We start from the raw sequence: 18,979 nt of genomic DNA, 5'->3' as shown, positions 1-18,979 counted from the left end.
TTCCAGTATTTGTAACTGCTGCGATGAACCCTGAACACGTGGCAGAGTGTGGCCACAGGATAATGCGCTCTGAGTTTCCCGATTAACGAGAACTGTTCAGGGAGTCTGACATCAAGAGCGCTGTAGCATTTTTTAATATTTTGTTTTCTATTTCAATGCGTTGCACCTTCTTCTTGAGCTCACGTATTTCGATTTGTTCCGGGGTTATGGGAGAGGCTTTTGGCGTTTCCCCCTGTGGCTCATCACGCAGTTATTTTACCCATTTCGTCATCGTAGAAATGGCCGACGTCCATGGCTTTTGCTGCTTGCGCGGCGGTGTAATTTTGGTCGACAACCAGTTGAGCGGATTCGCGTTTAAATTCAGGACTAAAATTTCTTCTTTTCATTGGTGCACCCGTGTTGTTCTGAGGTGAGCATATCACCTCTGTTCAGGTGGCTGAATTCAGTGTGCCACTACATGGGTCACCTGCCGCGTAAATTCGGGGTAGAGACGTATTTTGTCGCGATAGCGCCGGTTGATGTCTTCGAGCAATTCGGCGATACGCAGATAATGTCGCTGGTATTTGACGTTTTTCATGCCGGTTCGTTTACCGTTGCTTATCGACTGATCGCGGATGTAATAGCGGTACAGCACGTCTTGGGTATAGCGGACGCGGCGGGTATTGAACATCAGCTCGGTGGTCCAGGGGATATCCTGATGATGCAGACCCGGCTCAAAGCGCAAATCCAGCTGCCTTATCAATGCAGTCGATAGATGCCGACTCATACCACATGCAGGTAACGGCGGGTCGCCAACGCCCGGTGCAGCCACTGGGGACCGCTTAGCACGCCGGTCGAGCTCAAACGATCAAGAGGGATCAGGGTCTTTATGCGCTGTGAACCGGCGAAAAAACGCTCGCCGTTGCATTGCGCCACATCCAGATCCTCTTGCTTCGCCATCGTCACCAGCCGCTGGCTGGTAGAAAGTGGGGTAGAGCATGTCGTCGGCGTCGGGAAAGGTGACATAGACACCGCGCGCCGTCGCCAGTCCGGCGTTGCGTGCGCGCGAGACGCCGCCGTTGGCCTGGTCGATCACCCGGACATGGGGATGCCGCTCGGTGTATTCCCACGCCAGTACTTCCGACCCGCCGGTCGAGCCGTCGTTAACCAGAATGATTTCTAGATCGGTGAGCGTTTGCGCCAACAGGGAAGACATAAAAATGTGAAACATGGCGCCAGCGTTATACAGGGGCACGATAACGCTAAGCTTGATCGCTGCCGATTCCGGTTGAGTCATTGTCGTCATGGGTCTTTCTTCGGATGATTTACGCCCGGCGCTGCCGCCGCCGTCAGGGCGCACTCTGCGCCAGGGCGATATATTGCCGGCAAATTGTCGCTATCTCGTAGGCCTCTAGATGGGAAGGCAAAATAGCCGGCGGCCGGTCATAAACCGCCCGCATGGTTTTCGCCAGCGAAGCGCTGCTTAACTCTGCCAGCCCCGCGGACAGATCGCCGTCCAAAATTTCCACCGGACCGCCGGGACAGCGGGTGCTTACCACCGGCGTATGGCAGATAAGCGCTTCTACCAACACATTGCCGAACCCCTCGCTGTCAGAGCTCAGAATTAACATGCGGGCATGGCGGATATAGGGATAGGGGTTGGTGTTAAAGGCTTTAAACCGCACCCGATCGGTAATTTGCAGATCCTGCGCCAGGGACTGCAGACGGCGCAGTATCGCATCGCTGCCTTTACCCAGAATCACCAGCGGCGCCTGGATACCGCTTTCGGCGTAGGCTTTTAGCAGGCGATCCTGGCGCTTGTTTTCATGCAGGCGACCCACGTGAATTAAATAATCCTGCCCGGCCAATTCGTAAGGTGCGTCGGCCAGCCGGCGGATAGCGGCGAAATTGAAAGGATTGTAAATGACCTCGGCCTGCCGCGGTGTCACCTTGAAGGCCTGGCGCATATCATCCAATACGCCGCGGGAAACGGCGATAATGTTGCGATCCTGGTAAAGCGCGTGGATTTTATGGCGTTTCAGCCAACGCGAAACACCTTTACGATGGCCCAAATAACCTAATGAGAACATGGTGTGCAAACAAAACCAGATACGATCTCGCGCCAGTACCCGGCTACGCACCACGATGCGATCGGTTTTGTGCAGATGAGAAACCACCAGATCGAATTCGCCGTTGCGTTGTTGTGATGTCAAAATCGCCTTATCCAGCGCCCGCGCCCGGCGCGACAGTTCCGTCAATTTGCGCCAGGGGGTATGGGCGTGGTCAGCGATAATCTGGTATTCGATACCTTCCGGTAACGCGTAATCGCACACGCCCCGCAGCGAAAATATCGATACTCGATGGGCCTGGGACACTAACCCCTGCGCGAGCGTAAGTAGTACTTTCTCTGCCCCTCCGCCGGGTAAACCATCAATGATCATCAATATACGCATGCTGAGTTCCGCTCTATGCCGCTGTACACGGTTTATTTTTCCCGTGATCCTACCCTAAGGCGAGATGAAAATTTCTTTTGTTTTCATCACAGCCGTTAAGGGATGCATCACGCAGGCTCACCGGCAGGGTAGATTATCGCGAACAATCCAGTTTGCGCTGTTCACGGCGCCTACGTAACATGGATTTCTCTGATTTCAGACTGGATTCGGTATGGCTACCCTTGCTTTTATTATTACTATAGACACAGAAGGCGACAACCTCTGGGAAAATCATCGGCATATTACGACCGAGAACGTCCATTATTTGCCGCGTTTCCAGGCACTCTGCGACAAGTATCGCTTCAAGCCGGTGTATCTCACCAATTATGAAATGGCGATGGACGATGTATTTGTCGAATTCGCCCGCGCCGCCATCGCGCGCGGTAACGCGGAAGTCGGTATGCATCTGCACGCTTGGAACGGCCCGCCGGCCCACGATCTCAGCGGCGATGACGGGCGTCATAAGCCTTACCTGATCGAATATCCCGCGGCGGTCATGCGGGAAAAAATACTTTTTATGACCCAACTGCTGGAAGACACATTCCAGACAAAAATGTTGAGCCATCGCGCCGGCCGCTGGGCGTTTGACGAGCGCTATGCCGCAATGCTGCTTGAGCTGGGCTACCAAGTGGATTGCTCCGTCACCCCGCGGGTGGATTGGCGTCGCTCTCCCGGCGCGCCGGCAGGGGCGGGCGGCAGCAATTATCGCCATTTCCCCGAGCGCGCCTATTTTATCGATCCCGACAATATTGCTCGCCCTGGCGCCTCACGGCTGCTGGAAGTGCCGATGACCACCCGCGACAAGCATGCGCCCTGGGTGAATGCGGTCAGTCAGATGTACGAGCGTCTACGTGGCAAACGGCGCGGTCCCTCGGTGCAATGGCTGCGGCCCGCGGGCGGCAATGCCGCGCAAATGTGCCGGGTAGCGGCGCAGAGCCTGGACTCAGGGAGTGATTATGTGGAGTTTATGCTGCATTCATCTGAATTTATGCCGGGCGGCAGCCCGACGTTTAGAGACGAGGCCGCCATTGAGGGATTATATCGCGATTTGGAACAGCTGTTTGACTGGCTGCAAGATCGGGTAACCGGGATGACCTTGGCGCAGTATTATCAGCGCTGCCTGGGACAGTCGGGGGCGTCGGCCTGAGAGGCCGCCGCCGGCAGCGTCAGCACCAGCGCCAGCAGCATGTCGCACGCGACGCCTTTCAACAGCGTAGCCAGATACAGGCTATGCGTGGTAGTGATGGTATCGCTCAGCAGGTTGACAAACGATAGCTGTTTATCCACTCCCCCCAGCCGAAGAAGGGTTTTTGCGCCACCAGCTCCAGCGTGTGGCGCCAAATGCCAAAGCGGATGAAGCTTTGTTGATAGCCGCTCGCCATGCGCTACAAAAAGATAGCGCCAAAACGCGTCATGAACAGCAGGGTGGGCACCCCTGCTCCTATCAGCGCCATCGCCAGGAGATAGCGTCCGCACATCGTCGACCGTAGAGCCGACAGGACGACCAGAGCACAGAGCAAGGACAGCAGAGGGCCGCGACTCTGGGTAAGCAGTAGGGCGAACAACAGCACGGTGACCGGCAGATAAAGCCAGCGCGCCCCCGTGTCGCGCATCAGGATAAGGCACAGGAAAATACCCAAAGTAAAATAACCCGCTAAATCGATAGCGTTAGGCGGCGCGCCAAAAAAGCCATCCTTCATGCGATGGCTCAGCATCGTTTTGGGCTCAACCGTAAGAAAGGTGAGTACGACCAGTACCATCATCCCGACCGCCACGGCCCATAGCGCTATCGACCGCCGGCCTTGCACGGCCATCAGCCGGAACATGAGAAGAAACAGCAGTAGATAAAGAGCATGGGTAAGGTCGGAAACCAGCGTCTGGGAATGGGGGGGACTACAAGGTAGTGAGGCAAAAATAGCCCAGCATCAATGTGCTTAACAACAGCCCGAGGTTAAGCCTGCGATCGCTGAAAAGTTGCCGACGCAGGCTGGCATTGGCCGCCAGCATCACCAGCAGGCATAGCGCGGACAGGTGAAAAAGATTATTGACCCGCGTGTAGCCACAAAAGATAGCGCTAAAGAACAGAAATAGCGGAAAGAAAATCTGGAATCCCTTTCCAGCACACTCGCTAGCTCGGGAAAGCATCATGGAAGCTCACCTTCTCAAAAACTTCATTGCTTAGCGCGCTGTGCACAGAAAGGTTTTTCACCACCACGCCGTTTTGCTGTAGCACCTCGCTGGCCAAGGTGAATGCGGGAACGATGAGTGTGGCAAATTTCTCCGCCAGGAATGAGGGCAGTTTGTCTTGATCGGTTTCATAGAAACGCGGTTGATGGAAATTGGTCATGTCCAGCCCGGCGATGTACAGGCGCGTGAAACCCAGGAATAGCAAAATCTGCAGCGCCCAAAACACCACTGTGCTGGCATCAAACACCCCGCCGCGGATATCGGTGGTGAAGGCGATGTTGGGAAAGTTCGGACTAAACCGGATATGAGGATCCTGACCGAAACGGCGGCCCACGGCATCGCTGGCAACCTTGGGTTGATAGATGCGATAACAGGCGTCTTCAATCAGCGCCATCCGGCAGCGCACCGCCGCCAGCGTGAAACGGTCGATAATCCGGGTAATACCGTGCAAGGTGGTGAACAGGGTTATGGCCGGATCGGCGATTATCGCCTGCAAAACGTCGGTGCGGCGATCGATGAAACTCATGTCCACGATGATATACAGCTGAAAATCGAGCCGATCTTTAAGCGCGTAGGCGCCGTTAACGCCCGCCACTGTCATCGGCGGCAGCCCGGCGAAATCCATTTCTTTGATGGACGGGCCGGTTGCGGTAATCAGTGCGTCGCCGCTATACCGGTGACGCCATTCGGCCAGTGGCACTAGCGGCACCGACTGTCCCTTATAGTGCAGGTGGCTTATTTCCCCTGTGCTGCCACGGGTGATGCGGCAAAAAGGCCAGAGGTTTTCATTGTGCCGGTAGGTACGCGGTCGGGTATAGCGGTAAATTTGCTTAAAAAATGTGCTCATGTCTCGGTTTGTAGTGGCCAACTAATACTGGCCACCACATTAGACTGTATGTAGAACAGTCGCTCAGGTTGGTTTGGAGTTAAGCAGCCGTTACACCAGTGAGGCCGGATAGCGCTGTAATACCCCGTGATGTAGCGGATAATCGCGTCCTGGGCTTCGCTGAAGCTGTTGTAACCCTTTGTCGGCACCCATTCTGTCTTCAGGCTGCGGAAGAACCGCTCCATCGGGCTGTTATCCGAGCAGTTACCACGCGACTCATGCTCTGCTTTATCCGGCAGAGCCATAGGGCTTGCCGGTATTGACGGCCGGTATAGTGGCTGCCCTGGTCGCTGTGGAACATGACTCCTGTTGGCTGCCCCCGGAGTTCCCAGGCCATCTGCAACGCTTTAACTGTCAGCGCCGAGTCCGGCGATGTCGACATGCCCCAGCCCCCCCCGGTTTGCGGGCGAACAGGTCCAGCACCATCGCAAGGTAAGCCCAGCCTTTGCCCGTCCAGATGTAGGTCACATCTCTGCACCAGACTTGATCCGGCGCCGTCACCGCGAACTGGCGGTTGAGATGGTTCGGTATTTCAACGTGTTCATTGCCGCCGCGTTTGTATTTGTGAGCCGGTAGCTGGCAACTGGCAACTGGCAACTGGCAACTGGCGATACCCAGCTCCTTCATCAGCTTACCAGCCAGCCAGCGCCCCATTTTAACACCAGAGCTACTGGTGACGATGGTCGCGATGCTTCGAGCGCCGGCAGAGCCGCTGCTGGCGTTCCGGCCTTCCATGACGCGGCTATGATTAACGATGAGCTCACAGTCAGGTTCATTAGCGGAAGCCTGCCAGTGCCTGTAGCTGCTGCGATGTACCTCAAAAGTTTGGCACAACGGCGTGACCGGGTATCGCGCTCTCAGACTGTCGACTATCGTGAACCGTTGAGTGAGTCCGACATTAAGAGCGCCGTAGCCTTTTTTAGAATTTCGTTTTCCATTTCGAAACGCTGTATCCGTTTTTTCATTTTCCTAAGTTCAGTCTGTTCCGGAGTCAGAGGCAGACCCGGAGGCGTTTCCCCCTGGCGCTCCAGACGTAACGATTTTACCCAACAGTTGATAGCAGAAAGACTGACGTTCATCGCCTTAGCCGCTTCGCCGTGTGTGTAGTTCTGGTCGAGGACCAGCTTTGCCGCTTCGAGTTTAAATTCAGCAGTAAATGTTTTACTCATTGGTTCACCTGTAAGATTTTGAGGTGAGTATATCACCTCAACTCAGGTGGCCAAATTCAGTGTGTTACTACAGTTCTTACGCCATAGCGTTCAGGTTAGCGCCATCAGCCAGGAGGTTAATCAGGGGGCGGGTATATCCGACCGTCTGGCGGTCACCCGCTGCCTGGCGGGCAATCCCCCCACAAAGTGAAAAATATTTTCCCGATCTTCCGAGGTTAAGGCGTAAAGTTCCGTCGCCGGGTGAGTGAAATGATACAGCGCGGCGAAGACAAAAGAGAAGGGCGGGATACTTTCGGGGCGAATTATCAGAGCCTTGTTTAACGGTCGTTGTTCTTTTGCCTCGCAAGGCCCTGCAACGCATCGGCAATATAGACATTGCCTGAAGTAGTGGCGATATAACAGTCCATGCGGCGGATCGCATCGGGCACCTCCTGTAGCGGCAGTAACCCTATCAGGCTGACGATATCAACCCCGGCGCCGGCGTGGCGAACCAGCGCATCGAAATAACCTTGTTCATTGGCCGTGCCGAACACACAGTATCGTCACGGCGGCAGGCTCGCTAGCAGCGTGAAAATTTCGCCCCACACCGACGTCGGCAGCGTTTTGGCCTTGTTGCCGGCGGAGATGCTGATACCGATGTTGATGGTGTCAGAGGGGGTCGCCAGTTCAGGGCGCGGCGCTGTCGGCCGCCATAGCGGCGAGGTGGCATGTTTAGGGTGGCTGCGCCAGGTCAGAGAACGATCCGCCAGGCGCAGATAGTTTTGCAGCGTCAACGTATCGCGCCGATGTTCAACCACGCCGCTGGCGGTGAGATAAAACAGCTTATAGTACCAGCGTCGCGTATAGTATAGGTGCTGAGAAACTGCTTGTCCGGGGCGTTACACAAAGCGGCAAAAAACAGATTACTGTTGTTGGGATGCAGCAAATAGACATGGCTGTAGCGATTTATCAGCCGTAAGCCCAGGCGGATCTTGCTAAACAGATTTTGTTTGTAATCCTCAATATACAGGCACTCCGCCAGCGTATCGTCACGCTTCGCCAGCGGCTGGACCGTGCGGCTGAGCAGGGCGTCCGACACCCCCAGATAGCGCAGCAAAGGGGTGATATTAACGAAATCGCCGATTTTCGCCGTCTGGATCACCAGATTTTTGCCCGTAGGCCGCTGCATCAGTTTTAACAGCAGCTTCCCCGGCAACAACAGAAGAAAGATGAACAGATAATTCATGATGCGCTATCCCTATTCCCGCGACGGCAGCATCAGTTGCAGCGTCCGCCAGACGTATTCCGCCGCCAGGCTCTCCATACTGCCGTCTTCCGCGCGCAACTCCTGCTGATGGCGTCCGTAACCACCGATGAGCCCTGGATCGGTAGGACCATACAGCGTCAGGTTCGGACGGTCGAGGGCGGCGCCCAGATGACTGAGGCCGGTATCCACCGACACGACCACCGTCGCGCCCGCCAGCTGCGACGCCACCAGCGCCAGCGTCAAAGGGGGGAGCACTTCCGCTGCGTTGAACCCCTCGGCCAGCCGGTGGGCGCGCAGGCGCTCATGCTCTGCCCCCCATGGTAACTTGATGCGATAGCCGGCGTCACCGGCAAGCTGGATCAGCGCGCGCCAGTGGCCCTCCGGCCAATGTTTCCCGGGACGGGTCGTGGCGTGTAGAAAAACCAGATAGGCTTCGTCGCCCGGCTGAGGGGGAAAATGGCCGGCAATGGCATAGTCGCCAGGCGTGGCAGGAAGCGGGTAGCCCAGGCTGGCGGCGAACAGTTGGCGTATGCGCTCGATTGCGTGCTGCTGTTTGCTCACGTCGTGCCGCCGGCGATAAAACCAGCTGGCGAAGGGTTCGCGCGCGCTTTTGCAGTCCAGACCGTGTTTTTCGCCGTACGCCACGCGGGTGACGAGCGCCGCGCTTTTCATCAGGCCCTGCGCATCGATAACCGCGTCGTAGCGCTCACGCTGTAGCTGACGTTTGAAGTCGCAGCGCTCCTGGCGAACGGCCGCGCCGAACCAGTTTTTGCGCCAGCGGCGGATAGCCACCGGTATCACCCGCCGCACCGCCGGATGCCAGGTGGGGATTTGGGCAAAATTCTCTTCTACCACCCAGTCGAAACGGATCCCCGGCATTGCGCGCGCCGCATCGGTCAGCGCAGGTAGAGTATGCAATACATCACCTATTGAGGACGTTTTGACGATAAGGACCTGCATTAATTCTCCTCTTGGGGGGCCAATAACGGTTCCAGTTCGCTGAGCACTCGGGCAGGTTGAATCGCGATCAGGCTCTGATGGTAGCCTTGCTCGTCGTCACCTTTACGAATTTTATGGTAACCACTGATTAAACGAATCACCCGTGCCTGATGGGAAAGCGGCGGGGTAAAATCCGGGCTGCTGGGCCCGTATAGCGCGACCAGCGGACGATCCAGCGCGCTGGCCACGTGCATCAGCCCGGAATCGTTGCTGACGATCCCCCGGCAGGCGGCAATGAGCGTAACCGCCTGCTCCAGTGAAGTCTGACCGGCCAGATTGTGGCAGTGGCTGCGTGCGGCAGGGGTCAGCGCGGCGCCGATGCCCTCACCGGCCGCGTGATCTTTGGCGGAGCCGAACAGCGCTATCTGATAGCCGCGGCGGATAAGCGCTTCGGCTAGCGCGGCATAATGATAATGCGGCCAGCGTTTGGCCGGGCCGAACTCGGCGCCGGGACAAAAACCGATAAGCGGGCGTGCATCGTCAGGCACAAACGTGCTCAGTGCCTGCGCTTTCTCCGCCGCACTGACCGTAAGGCGCGGCCAGGGCAGCGGCGTGGGTAAATCGGCGACGCAGCGCCTCGTTCGGCGATCAAAAGCCAGGGCGGCGTAACGCTGCACCATAAGCGGAAAAGCCTGCTTATCCAGCGTGCGCAGGTCGTTGAGCAGTCCGTAACGCATTTCGCCGCGCCAGCCGGTCCGCTGTGGAATGTCAGCGAAAAACGGTACCAGCGCCGATTTAAACGAATTAGGCAGCACCAGCGCCTGCTGGTAGCCGCTTTGCCGCAGCGATTGCCCCAGCCGGCGGCGCTCGCCTAGCGCCAAAGCGCCGTGGCCGAGCGGCCTCGCCGGCGCTTGGCTGACTTCCGGCATGCGATTAAGCAAAGGGCGACACCAGGCCGGGGCCATTACGTCTATCTGCACGCCGGGGTGGCGCTGCGCCAGCAGGCGATACAGGCTCTGGGACATCATCATATCGCCGACCCAGGATGGTCCTATCACCAGTATTTTCATGCCGCCGCTCTCTTTCTTGCACTCAAGGACATCAATGGTTGTGGTTCAACCAGCGTAGATATTCCGTGACCCCTTCGGCGACGGATTTAAAGGGTTGCGTGTAGCCGGCGGCGCGCAGCTGGGTTAAATCCGCCTGGGTATAGGCCTGATAGCGCCCTTTGAGTTTTTCCGGGAACGGAATGTATTCCAACTGGCTTTTTTTATGATAATCCAGTACGGCGTCCGCCATGGCCTGGAACGATTCTGCCCGGCCGGTGCCGCAGTTAAAAATCCCCGAAACGTTGTTTTGCCAGAACCACAGATTTACCGCTGCGACGTCGCCAACGTAAATGAAATCGCGCTTGAAACCTTCACTCCCGGCGAACAGTTTTGGGTTTTCGCCGGTGTTAATTTGATTATTCAGATGAAAAGCCACACTCGCCAGGCCGCCTTTATGCCCTTCGCGCGGACCGTAGACATTAAAATAGCGGAAACCGCAAATTTGCGATTCAGCCTGCGGCAACAGAACGCGCACATATTGATCGAACAGGAATTTGGAATAGCCATAGACGTTCAACGGCTGCTCGTATTGTCGATCCTCAATGAAATGTTCCGTCCTGCCGCCGTAGGTTGCCGCGGAAGAGGCATACAGAAAGGGGATGGTGCGCTCCATACAGTAGTGCAGAAGTTCTTTGGAGTACTGATAGTTATTATCCATCATGTACTTGCCGTCCCACTCGGTCGTGGAAGAACAGGCGCCTTCATGAAATACCGCGTCGATATCGCCGAAGTCATCGCCGGCGACGACGCTGGCGATAAAATCCTCTTTATCCATATAATCGGAGATATTCAGATCGACTAGATTGGCATATTTAGTGCCGTCCTTGAGGTTATCCACCACCAAAATATCGTTGTAGCCAATCTGATTTAACGCCTTGACGATATTACTGCCGATGAAACCGGCCCCACCGGTGACAACTATCATGGGTTATCCTTGCGATTCGATGGCGCCGGCACAACGTCGGCCCCTGATAATGCTCCTATCATAGCATTTCCTCTTCGGGCTTTATATCTTCCCGCCCGCCCGCAAATGCGCTACCGCCGCTAGCGTGCAAGCCGCTCATTATTAATGAAATAGCGTACTTTTCGCGTGTAGGTTTGAGGCTTGAACAGCAGCGGCGTATCGCGTGAGTGCAGATATTTATGCCATTCCGACAGCGGGAAACCGCCATGAGCGCCCACCACCTGCGGCGAAATAACCGAAGGCGTACCGCCAATGCGTTGCCACCGGCCAGTTCACCCACTCGCTCAGGTTAATGGAGCGAATATCCAGCGTATCCAGCATCACCGCCAGCGGCAGCTGGTCAGTGGGCGGCTGGGTACCGGCCATGCACGACCAGGTATCACGAAAAACGCGATCCAAAGCGGGCACATGCGCAACCGGGTCTGGCGGGTGGCGGCGAGAAAGGCGCCGTCGACATGATCCACCAATTTCGGACGTAGGGCGTCGCGATAATAAGCCGGAGCCGGAGCCGGAGCCGGGGCGAGGCCGCTCAGTTTGTCGACCATTTTTCCCTGGCGGAAGCTAGCGTAAATATGATCGTCCTGTAGCGCTATTTGCGGCATCGAGAGCAAATTCAAATTGGAATCGATCATCAGAATACCGTCGGTGCGGGCCTGGAGCGGCGCTTGCATTTTGACCAGGCGACTGAGATAAATTTGCTTATAAGGATAATCGCCGCCGCGGGTTTCATCTCTGAGCGTGACGGCGCGGATTTTTGCCGGTAACGCGGGAAAGGGGGCGGCGCTCTGGTCGGTGACGATCACTATCTCGGTTAGCGCCGGTGCAAAGCGCGCGGCGAATGTTGCACTTAGCAGCGCTTCTTTAATATAATCGGCGCCCACGGAGGGGATGACCACCGACGTGATCGGTAAGCCGCCGGCCACTGCCTGATAGGGCAGATTATGGCGCGCGCGAATACGTCGGTATATGGCAATGAACACATTAAACACATTGAACACATTGAACATACAAAGTCTCAGGGTAAATGGGCGCCTGCAAGCACGGCTTCGACGCCAGCGATATAGTTTTCGATGGCAAACTCCCGGCAAACCCGCTCATTGGCGCGCCGTGCCAGCAAACGGCGCTGGTTGACATCGCTGTAAAGCGTTGCAAGGTGGTGTGGCAATTGCGCCACATCGCCATAGGGAAACAGCAGGCCAGTGTCCCGATGGAGTACCAATTCGGCGGTGCCGGTGACCGCTGAACCGATGACCGGCGTTTCGAGCAGCATCGCTTCCAGTACTACCCGCAACAGGCCCTCGCTGCGGGAGGCGAGTATCAGCGCGTCGAAGGCGGCCAGATATTCCATCGCGTTGCGCTGAAAGCCGGTGAAAATGACGCGATTGCCGAGGCCAGATTGTTCCGCCTGACGCGCCAGATTAACCTGTTCGTTACCCGATCCCACCAGCACCGTTTTCCAGCGTGCGTCGGGGTGGGCCTGATGGAATGCCTGCAGCGCCTGTAGCGTGTGATCATGCGCCTTGCGGGCGATGAGCGAGCCAATGCTGCCGAACAGGAAGGTGCCCGCATCGGCGCCGAGGGATTGGCGCAGTCGGTCGCCGTCCGGCAGCGGTTGATGAATATCAATACCTTTAAACACCGTTTGGCAAAGCACCAGCCGGATACCGGCGCGGATCAGGGTTTGCCGTACGCCGTCGGATACCGCGATAATGCTGCGTGCGACCCGATTGACACGGGCGACGATGTACGGGTTGAGGACCGGGCTCAATGCGGCAATGTTGCACGATCGCCACCGGCAGACCCTCGGCCACTCTATAGCCTTCCACATTGGAGCTGGGCTGATTATTTATATACAGCACAGCAGGTGATAGTCTCCCGCACGCAGCCGGGCGGCAAGCTGCCGTGCGTTCGGCGTGATGTGCCCAGACATGGTCGATAGCTTACACGGCGCGTTGGCGCCAGGGGGTGTGGAAACAGCAAAAGCCCGCGCCGGATTTCCTTGCTTATTTTGGCCTAGACCGGTTGCCGGCGCTGCGCAATAAACCGCGTCGGGATGCGGATAGCGCTTAAAACCTCGCCGATGCTTTCTTCATCATCACGCTGATAATTGTGATAAAACAACAGGTAATCTCAAACCGGCTGCGGTCGATGCGTTTAAGGAGTTCCAACAGACTATTGGTGCCGCCGCCCCACTCTTTGCCGTTATCCAACAGCAGAATTTTCAACCGACCTTGTGGCATCGTCATGCATTTCCACCGCACAAACCATCCATAATTTTAATGCATGGTAATATAGATGTACTACATGTACTATTTCACCGCTGAAAGGCGGCGAGCGTCGATGGTTCACGTCAGATGGGCAAAGGGACGGCAGCGGATGAGCAAAAGAGCGGCGTTGCCGCTGCGGCCAGAGGGGAAAAGATAGGCTTGGTTACCTTGAGAGATTTGCGGCGGCCAGGGCCGTTGCAGCGGCGCTGCTTCTTTGCCTGACCGCCTGAGGCAGCGGTCGTGTTTTGCGGTCAGTTATTGTCCCGCTGCAGGTTTTCCAGCGGCGGGCTTTCCCGTGTCGGCCTTACCGGCGTCAGGCTTTCCTGTATCGGATTTGCCCGCGGTGTGTTTTTCAATGGCAGGGGGCCTCTCGCCGCGCAGGATACTGCGCCACGTGTCAGCAACGCTTGAGGCGATGGCGAACAGCATGGCATCGGCATACACCGGCGGCGGCGCCTGACGACTCGAACAATAGGGCACGCCACGGAAGGGATGCGGGCTCGTCGGCGACGGTTTTGCCACAGGCGGCGCCGCGGGGGCTGTCGCGGGACGTTCGTTAAGCAGCATGCTCGGGCGCACCAGGATGATATCTCCCGGCAGGGACGGCAGCATCTGTTGCAGCACGCGTACCGTGGCCGGATGCGGATGACCGATAGCGATAGCGAATCCGTTGCGGCGGGCCAGCGCCACCGCGCGATTGAACTGGTGACGGATGTCGGCCTCATTGGCGGTATCGTCCAGGAACACCTGCCGTTTGAGGACCCGGACGCCGCTGCCGGCAGCGGCGGGCACCGCCTGACTGTTGCCGATCGTCACGCTATCAAGGAAGTAGTAAGAATAGTGGCTTAACGCCTGCATCACATGTTGCATGCCGCTGAGACTGGAGGTCATCGCGCTGCCCATATGATTATTCAACCCCACCGCGTAAGGAACTTTTTGGGTCGCCTGCTGGATAATGTCCGCCACCTGGTCGCGGCTCATCGCCGGCGTGAGCGTATTGCGTTCCAGGGACTGTTTGCTTAAGGGCGCCATCGGCAAATGAATGAGGGTTTCGCGCCCCTGTCGATGGGCTTTAAGCGCCATTTCCCGGGCATAGGGCGCATCCGGCAGCACCGCGATGGAAACGTTAACCGGCATGGCCAGGACCTGATTCTCGGTTGCGGGCCGGTAGCCAAAATCATCAATGACGATGGCTAGCTTCCCGGCCTGCACCACAGGGCATGCCAGCAGCAGGAACATAACGATAGCGGTGCTACAGGTTTTAATCGACAAACTACCTTCCTAACCAGGGTATGGGATTGACCGCCTGGCCCTGACGGCGAATTTCAAAATAAAGCGGCGGCGTGCCCTGGCCGCCGCTGGCCTTCACTTCGCTGCCTTCCGGCGCCGCAATGACCAGCCCTTTATAGCGTAATTTTCCCTGCTGCGGCTCGCCAAAGCGATGAAGCGTACGACCCCGCACCGGCCACAAACCCTGTCCCGCCGGTCGGCCGAGCCCACCGGTACGGGCGACCCGCGCCCGCTTGCTTTCGCTGGGCTTATAGGTACTGCCGCGGCTCTTCGCCTGGGCTTCCCGTTCCCGCACCCACTGCGCCTCACGCGCTTCCCGCTCCGCACGGGCTTTGGCTTCCCGCTCAGCGCGGGTGCTTTGCAAGGTTTGTTGTTGCTTTTGCTGAAGCTGTAGCACCTGCTGCTGTTGTTTCTGCTGCTGTTCGCGCTTTTGCGCCGCCAGATTGGTTCGGGTCTGGCGCAGGTCATTGATGGTTTTGGTGCGCGCTTCGTTCAGGTAGCTGAAATAGGCCAGGATGCGTTCGCTGCGCAGGCTTTCCTCGTTACTCAGGATCAATTGCAGTCCGGACTGCTGCCCCTGACGAAAAGCGGCGTCCAACTGCTGCGCTGCCTGCCGGTCTTGCAACTGGCGAATAAAATGCGTGAGCTTGTCAATATCGCCCTTCAGCGTCTCCAGACTGCGCTGCGTATCCCGCAGGGCGCGGGTCGAACGGGCGATGGACTGTTCTTGTTCCTTCAACTGGCCGAGCAAGGCGGTGCGCTGTTTTTGCTGCTGCTGGACGCTTTTTTCTTTGGCAAAGATATTTTGTTGCACCGTTTCAAGCTGTTGCTTGTTGTCCGCGGCGTGACCGGCGGCGGGCAATAGCGGAGTACCGGCGCAAAGCATGCCGGCGGAAAGATAAGACCTGAATCCGGTGGCGCGATACCGATCGCCGGCGCGCGTAGGATATGAATGTTTTAACGGTGCATTTTCCCTCATGGCCGCGATTATTTCACGTTGAACAGCGGCTTACCAGTCATCTATTAATGCTTTGGCATCGGTGTCGTCCGAGATTTTTGCGCCGTGACGCGCATTGCCGCCAGTTTCTTGACGATGTATCGGTATATAGGCTGAATTTGCCCGGCGGCGAGGGTATACTCAAATGCTTTGACGTTGGGTCATTTATTAACGAGAGTCTTCTTACCCCATGCAAGAAATTATGCAATTTGTCGGCAATTATCCCATGCTTAGTCTGGCGTGGGTGGTCCTTTTGGGCGCCGTAATTTTTACCGCTTTCCAAAGCCGTTTTTCCAAGGTGGGCGACATCGCCCGCGGTGAAGCTATCCGCCTGATCAATAAGGAAGATGCTGTGATCGTTGATCTGCGCAACCGGGATGATTACCGTAAGGGGCATATCGCCAACAGCCTGAGTCTGACGGCGGCAGACATCAAATCCGGCAATCTGGGCGAGCTGGGAAAAGCAAAGGGTAAACCGGTCATCGTTGTCTGCGCCAGCGGCACCAGCTCGCGCGATCCGGCGCGAAACCTGATCAAAGCCGGCTTTGAACGGGTTTATGTGCTTAAAGAAGGCATATCCGGCTGGAGCGGGGAAAATTTACCGCTGGTCCGGGGTAAATAACTCTTTTCCATCAAGAAGGGAAAACCATGGCCAATATCGAAATTTATACTAAAGCAACCTGCCCCTATTGCCATCGCGCCAAAGCGTTAATCACCCGTAAAGGGGTACTTTTTCAGGTGATCCCCATTGATGGCGACGTGGATTTGCGCGAAGAGATGATAAAGCACAGCGGTCGCACCACAATGCCGCAAATCTTTATCGACGGCAAGCACGTCGGCGGCGGGTGTGACGATCTGCATGCGCTGGATGCGCGCGGCGGCCTGTACCCCCTGCATAAATAAGCAGAACCGACGGGTCGTGCGCCTTAGCCTTCGTACCCGGCACTTTAATCAAAGGGTTTTTCAATGTCAGAACAAAATAATACTGAGATGGCGTTTCAGATTCAGCGCATTTACACCAAGGATGTTTCGTTTGAAGCGCCGAATGCGCCCAAGGTGTTCCAGCAGGAATGGCAGCCTGAAATCAAACTGGATCTGGATACTGCCTCCAGCCAGTTGGCAGAGGACATCTATGAGGTCGTACTGTGGGTCACCGTGACAGCGACGTTGGGCGAAGATACCGCGTTTTTGTGCGAGGTCCAGCAGGCGGGTATATTCACCATCTCCGGCATTGACGGCACCCAAATGGCGCATTGCCTCGGCGCGTACTGCCCGAATATTCTGTTCCCCTACGCCCGCGAATACATCACCAGCCAGGTATCCCGCGGCACCTTCCCGCAGTTGAATTTGGCGCCGGTCAATTTTGACGCGCTGTTCATGAATTACTTGCAGCAGCAGGCTGACGGCGAAGGCAGCCAGCCGGCTCAGGACGCTTGATCATGCCCGGCGATGCTTCAATGATTGTTATCGGTGCGGGCTCGTACGGTACGGCCCTGGCTATCACCCTGGTGCGTAACGGTCATGAGGTGTTGCTGTGGGGGCACGATCCGGCCCATATTCAGGCGTTGGAGGCGGCACGCTGCAATCAGGCTTTTTTGCCCGGCGTGCCGTTTCCACCGACGCTGCGTCTGGAAGCATCGCTGCCGACGGCGCTGGCGGCCAGCCGCGATGTGCTGATTGTGGTGCCGAGCCACGTATTCGGATCCGTGCTTACCGAGCTCAAACCGCATTTGCGCCAAGATGCTCGCATTGTCTGGGCCACCAAGGGATTGGAGGCGGAAACCGGCCGGCTGTTGCAGGAGGTGGCACGGGAGGTGTTAGGCGACCAGATACCGCTGGCGGTCTTGTCGGGACCGACGTTCGCGCGCGAGCTGGCGGCAGGGCTGCCTACCGCGATTGCGCTGGCGGCCACTGACACCACGTTTGGTGCCGATTTACAGCGGCTGTTACACTGCGGTAAAAGTTTCCGGGTTTACAGTAATCCCGATCTCATCGGCGTCCAGTTGGGTGGCGCGGTGAAGAACGTGATCGCCATCGGCGCCGGCATTTCTGACGGCATCGGTTTTGGCGCCAACGCGCGCACTGCATTAATTACCCGCGGTTTGGCCGAAATGTCGCGCCTGGGCGCGGCGATGGGCGCAGAGCCTGGCACCTTTATGGGGATGGCGGGATTAGGGGATCTGGTGCTTACCTGTACCGACAATCAGTCGCGTAATCGCCGCTTCGGCATGCTGCTGGGACAGGGCGTCGGCGTAGAAGCGGCGCAGGAAACGATCGGACAGGTGGTGGGGGGCTACCGCAATACCAAGGAAGTATTAGCGCTGGCCGGCCGCTACGGGGTAGAGATGCCCATCACCGAGCAGATCTATCAGGTGCTTTACCAGAACAAAAACGCGCATCAGGCGGCGTTGACGCTGCTTGGTCGTGCGCAGAAAGATGAAAGGGCCGGCGGCTGAGGCCGGTCACCCAGCAACAGAGTAAAAAGCGGGCGGTATGTCGACAGAAGAATTGAAACTTGTATAAAACAACATTAAAGCTGAAGCGCGATTGCTGGTCGATTGTGAATCCATGCTGGCCAGTTTTTTCCATGCAACCCTGCTCAAGCACGAAAACCTGGGCAGGGTATTGAGCTATATGCTGGCCAATAAACTTAGCAACCCTATTATGCCCGCCATTGCCATCCGTGAAGTGGTGGAGGAAGTCTACGGCGCCGATCCGGGCATGATTTTCTCCGCCGCGCGCGATATTCACGCGGTGCGATTGCGCGATCCGGCTGTGGATAAATATTTCACCCCGCTGCTGTATCTCAAGGGGTTCCACGCCCTGCAGGCATACCGGATCGGCCACTGGCTGTGGTATCCAAAACCGTCAGGCGCTGGCGATTTATTTCCAGAATAAAATATCCGTCTCTTTCGGGGTGGATATTCATCCGGCGGCGCGCATCGGCTGCGGTATCATGCTCGACCACGCCACGGGAATAGTGATTAACGAAACTGTAGTGGTCAACTAAAACTGGCCACCACGTTAGCGTTTTTCCAGTATCTATTTTCTGATTCGTTTGGTGGCAACTTACCGTTATATTCATGCGGCCTGAGTGCGCTGTAATATCCCACGATATAGTCGGTAATTTCATAAGCTGCTCCGCTGAAGCTTATGTAGCACGTTACCGGTATCCACTCATTTTTTAGACTTCTGAAGAAGCGCTTCATCGGACTGTTATCCCAACAGTTCCCCCGCCGACTCATGCTTTGTTTGATCCGGTAACGCCACAGCAACTGTCAGAACTACCTGCTCGTATAGTGGCTACCCTGATCGCTGTGGAACATTACTCCGGCTGGTTTACCACGCGTTTCCCATGCCATTTCCAGTGCTTTGATGGTCAGTCTGCTGTCCGGGGAGAATGACATAGCCCAGCCCACCGGTTTCCTCGCGACCAGATCAAGAACAACCGCAA

Annotated in this window: 17 protein-coding genes and 8 pseudogenes; 7 read left to right on the top strand and 18 right to left on the bottom strand. The window is 56.7% G+C overall.

Features of this window, described 5'->3' with window-relative positions:
• The 3 genes and pseudogenes from ACTBDU_RS11115 to ACTBDU_RS11105 form a co-directional block, all read right to left on the bottom strand.
• Window positions 1-386, bottom strand: a pseudogene (locus ACTBDU_RS11115) (transposase); the annotation flags it as partial.
• Between the two features lie 71 nt (window positions 387-457).
• Window positions 458-1,276: pseudogene (locus ACTBDU_RS11110) on the bottom strand (glycosyltransferase); the annotation flags it as partial.
• A gap of 52 nt (window positions 1,277-1,328) precedes the next feature.
• Window positions 1,329-2,432, bottom strand: coding sequence for a glycosyltransferase (locus ACTBDU_RS11105; RefSeq protein ID WP_438806506.1), 1,104 nt, complete (start codon window positions 2,430-2,432; stop codon window positions 1,329-1,331).
• A 211-nt stretch (window positions 2,433-2,643) separates the two neighbouring features.
• Between ACTBDU_RS11105 and ACTBDU_RS11100 the strand changes: the two genes are divergently transcribed.
• Entirely contained in the window at window positions 2,644-3,618 is a 975-nt protein-coding gene (locus tag ACTBDU_RS11100; RefSeq protein ID WP_438806505.1) for a polysaccharide deacetylase family protein, read from the top strand.
• Here ACTBDU_RS11100 and ACTBDU_RS11095 read toward each other — a convergent pair.
• The 6 genes and pseudogenes from ACTBDU_RS11095 to ACTBDU_RS11070 form a co-directional block, all read right to left on the bottom strand.
• Window positions 3,582-3,758 (bottom strand): hypothetical protein, encoded by a 177-nt coding sequence (locus ACTBDU_RS11095; protein WP_438806504.1) that lies wholly within the window; start codon window positions 3,756-3,758, stop codon window positions 3,582-3,584. The two genes, ACTBDU_RS11100 and ACTBDU_RS11095, sit on opposite strands and share 37 nt — an antisense overlap.
• Window positions 3,725-3,853, bottom strand: a complete 129-nt coding sequence (locus ACTBDU_RS11090; RefSeq protein WP_438806503.1) for a hypothetical protein — start codon at window positions 3,851-3,853, stop codon at window positions 3,725-3,727. Before ACTBDU_RS11090 ends, ACTBDU_RS11095 begins: the two co-directional genes overlap by 34 nt.
• A gap of 3 nt (window positions 3,854-3,856) precedes the next feature.
• Window positions 3,857-4,297 (bottom strand): hypothetical protein, encoded by a 441-nt coding sequence (locus tag ACTBDU_RS11085; protein ID WP_438806502.1) that lies wholly within the window; start codon window positions 4,295-4,297, stop codon window positions 3,857-3,859.
• 67 nt (window positions 4,298-4,364) lie between these two features.
• Window positions 4,365-4,619 (bottom strand): hypothetical protein, encoded by a 255-nt coding sequence (locus ACTBDU_RS11080; protein ID WP_438806501.1) that lies wholly within the window; start codon window positions 4,617-4,619, stop codon window positions 4,365-4,367.
• Entirely contained in the window at window positions 4,600-5,505 is a 906-nt protein-coding gene (locus ACTBDU_RS11075) for a sugar glycosyltransferase (RefSeq protein WP_438806500.1), read from the bottom strand. The genes ACTBDU_RS11080 and ACTBDU_RS11075 overlap by 20 nt, the downstream gene beginning before the upstream one ends.
• Window positions 5,502-6,713: pseudogene (locus ACTBDU_RS11070) on the bottom strand (IS3 family transposase). Before ACTBDU_RS11070 ends, ACTBDU_RS11075 begins: the two are co-directional and overlap by 4 nt.
• Before the next feature lie 46 nt (window positions 6,714-6,759).
• Here ACTBDU_RS11070 and ACTBDU_RS11065 point away from each other — a divergent pair.
• Window positions 6,760-6,903, top strand: coding sequence for a hypothetical protein (locus ACTBDU_RS11065; RefSeq protein ID WP_438806508.1), 144 nt, complete (start codon window positions 6,760-6,762; stop codon window positions 6,901-6,903).
• On the opposite strand, the pseudogene ACTBDU_RS11060 reads toward ACTBDU_RS11065, so the two are convergent.
• The 8 genes and pseudogenes from ACTBDU_RS11060 to ACTBDU_RS11025 form a co-directional block, all read right to left on the bottom strand.
• Window positions 6,834-7,938: pseudogene (locus tag ACTBDU_RS11060) on the bottom strand (glycosyltransferase family 9 protein). The gene ACTBDU_RS11065 and the pseudogene ACTBDU_RS11060 sit on opposite strands and share 70 nt — an antisense overlap.
• Before the next feature lie 12 nt (window positions 7,939-7,950).
• A complete protein-coding gene (gene rfaC / locus ACTBDU_RS11055) occupies window positions 7,951-8,919 on the bottom strand; it encodes a lipopolysaccharide heptosyltransferase RfaC (RefSeq protein WP_438806499.1) in 969 nt (322 codons plus the stop codon).
• Entirely contained in the window at window positions 8,919-9,968 is a 1,050-nt protein-coding gene (rfaF, locus tag ACTBDU_RS11050) for an ADP-heptose--LPS heptosyltransferase RfaF (protein ID WP_438806498.1), read from the bottom strand. The genes rfaC and rfaF overlap by 1 nt, the downstream gene beginning before the upstream one ends.
• 31 nt (window positions 9,969-9,999) lie before the next feature.
• Complete coding sequence (rfaD, locus tag ACTBDU_RS11045) at window positions 10,000-10,932, bottom strand: ADP-glyceromanno-heptose 6-epimerase (protein ID WP_438806497.1); 933 nt, start codon at window positions 10,930-10,932, stop codon at window positions 10,000-10,002.
• Between the two features lie 119 nt (window positions 10,933-11,051).
• Window positions 11,052-11,960: pseudogene (locus ACTBDU_RS11040) on the bottom strand (hypothetical protein).
• A gap of 26 nt (window positions 11,961-11,986) precedes the next feature.
• A pseudogene (locus ACTBDU_RS11035) lies at window positions 11,987-13,211 on the bottom strand (glycosyltransferase).
• 282 nt (window positions 13,212-13,493) lie between these two features.
• On the bottom strand, window positions 13,494-14,477 hold the full coding sequence (locus ACTBDU_RS11030) for a divergent polysaccharide deacetylase family protein (RefSeq protein WP_438806507.1): 984 nt from the start codon (window positions 14,475-14,477) through the stop codon (window positions 13,494-13,496).
• Between the two features lie 34 nt (window positions 14,478-14,511).
• Entirely contained in the window at window positions 14,512-15,507 is a 996-nt protein-coding gene (locus ACTBDU_RS11025) for a murein hydrolase activator EnvC (RefSeq protein ID WP_438806496.1), read from the bottom strand.
• Between the two features lie 208 nt (window positions 15,508-15,715).
• On the opposite strand from ACTBDU_RS11025, the gene ACTBDU_RS11020 reads away from it, so the two are divergent.
• The 5 genes and pseudogenes from ACTBDU_RS11020 to ACTBDU_RS11000 all read left to right on the top strand — a co-directional run.
• Window positions 15,716-16,147 (top strand): rhodanese-like domain-containing protein, encoded by a 432-nt coding sequence (locus ACTBDU_RS11020; protein ID WP_438806495.1) that lies wholly within the window; start codon window positions 15,716-15,718, stop codon window positions 16,145-16,147.
• Between the two features lie 26 nt (window positions 16,148-16,173).
• The gene (gene grxC, locus ACTBDU_RS11015) at window positions 16,174-16,428 is read left to right on the top strand and encodes a glutaredoxin 3 (protein WP_438806494.1); all 255 of its coding nucleotides are present in this window, start codon (window positions 16,174-16,176) and stop codon (window positions 16,426-16,428) included.
• A gap of 63 nt (window positions 16,429-16,491) precedes the next feature.
• Complete coding sequence (gene secB / locus ACTBDU_RS11010; RefSeq protein WP_438806493.1) at window positions 16,492-16,962, top strand: protein-export chaperone SecB; 471 nt, start codon at window positions 16,492-16,494, stop codon at window positions 16,960-16,962.
• A 2-nt stretch (window positions 16,963-16,964) separates the two neighbouring features.
• Complete coding sequence (gene gpsA, locus ACTBDU_RS11005; RefSeq protein WP_438806492.1) at window positions 16,965-17,981, top strand: NAD(P)H-dependent glycerol-3-phosphate dehydrogenase; 1,017 nt, start codon at window positions 16,965-16,967, stop codon at window positions 17,979-17,981.
• A gap of 73 nt (window positions 17,982-18,054) precedes the next feature.
• Window positions 18,055-18,529, top strand: a pseudogene (locus tag ACTBDU_RS11000) (serine O-acetyltransferase); the annotation flags it as partial.
• On the opposite strand, the pseudogene ACTBDU_RS10995 reads toward ACTBDU_RS11000, so the two are convergent.
• Window positions 18,528-18,979 (bottom strand): annotated as a pseudogene (locus tag ACTBDU_RS10995) (DDE-type integrase/transposase/recombinase); the annotation flags it as partial. The pseudogenes ACTBDU_RS11000 and ACTBDU_RS10995 sit on opposite strands and share 2 nt — an antisense overlap.

Source organism: Sodalis sp. (in: enterobacteria), assembly GCF_051710625.1.
In the GTDB taxonomy this organism is placed as follows: Bacteria; Pseudomonadota; Gammaproteobacteria; order Enterobacterales; family Enterobacteriaceae; genus JBPESN01.
This window is presented reverse-complemented; position numbering and strand designations above follow the sequence as displayed.

Bases quoted from the DNA above. Each gene is read 5' to 3' on its own strand.
- ACTBDU_RS11025 (WP_438806496.1), bottom strand. From the start codon at position 15,507: ATGAGGGAAAATGCACCGTTAAAACATTCATATCCTACGCGCGCCGGC.
- rfaF (WP_438806498.1), bottom strand. From the start codon at position 9,968: ATGAAAATACTGGTGATAGGACCATCCTGGGTCGGCGATATGATGATG.
- gpsA (WP_438806492.1), top strand. From the start codon at position 16,965: ATGCCCGGCGATGCTTCAATGATTGTTATCGGTGCGGGCTCGTACGGT.
- ACTBDU_RS11020 (WP_438806495.1), top strand. From the start codon at position 15,716: ATGCAAGAAATTATGCAATTTGTCGGCAATTATCCCATGCTTAGTCTG.
- grxC (WP_438806494.1), top strand. From the start codon at position 16,174: ATGGCCAATATCGAAATTTATACTAAAGCAACCTGCCCCTATTGCCAT.
- ACTBDU_RS11090 (WP_438806503.1), bottom strand. From the start codon at position 3,853: ATGGCGAGCGGCTATCAACAAAGCTTCATCCGCTTTGGCATTTGGCGC.
- ACTBDU_RS11080 (WP_438806501.1), bottom strand. From the start codon at position 4,619: ATGATGCTTTCCCGAGCTAGCGAGTGTGCTGGAAAGGGATTCCAGATT.
- secB (WP_438806493.1), top strand. From the start codon at position 16,492: ATGTCAGAACAAAATAATACTGAGATGGCGTTTCAGATTCAGCGCATT.
- ACTBDU_RS11030 (WP_438806507.1), bottom strand. From the start codon at position 14,477: ATGTTCCTGCTGCTGGCATGCCCTGTGGTGCAGGCCGGGAAGCTAGCC.
- ACTBDU_RS11085 (WP_438806502.1), bottom strand. From the start codon at position 4,297: ATGTTCCGGCTGATGGCCGTGCAAGGCCGGCGGTCGATAGCGCTATGG.
- ACTBDU_RS11105 (WP_438806506.1), bottom strand. From the start codon at position 2,432: ATGCGTATATTGATGATCATTGATGGTTTACCCGGCGGAGGGGCAGAG.
- rfaC (WP_438806499.1), bottom strand. From the start codon at position 8,919: ATGCAGGTCCTTATCGTCAAAACGTCCTCAATAGGTGATGTATTGCAT.
- ACTBDU_RS11075 (WP_438806500.1), bottom strand. From the start codon at position 5,505: ATGAGCACATTTTTTAAGCAAATTTACCGCTATACCCGACCGCGTACC.
- ACTBDU_RS11100 (WP_438806505.1), top strand. From the start codon at position 2,644: ATGGCTACCCTTGCTTTTATTATTACTATAGACACAGAAGGCGACAAC.
- rfaD (WP_438806497.1), bottom strand. From the start codon at position 10,932: ATGATAGTTGTCACCGGTGGGGCCGGTTTCATCGGCAGTAATATCGTC.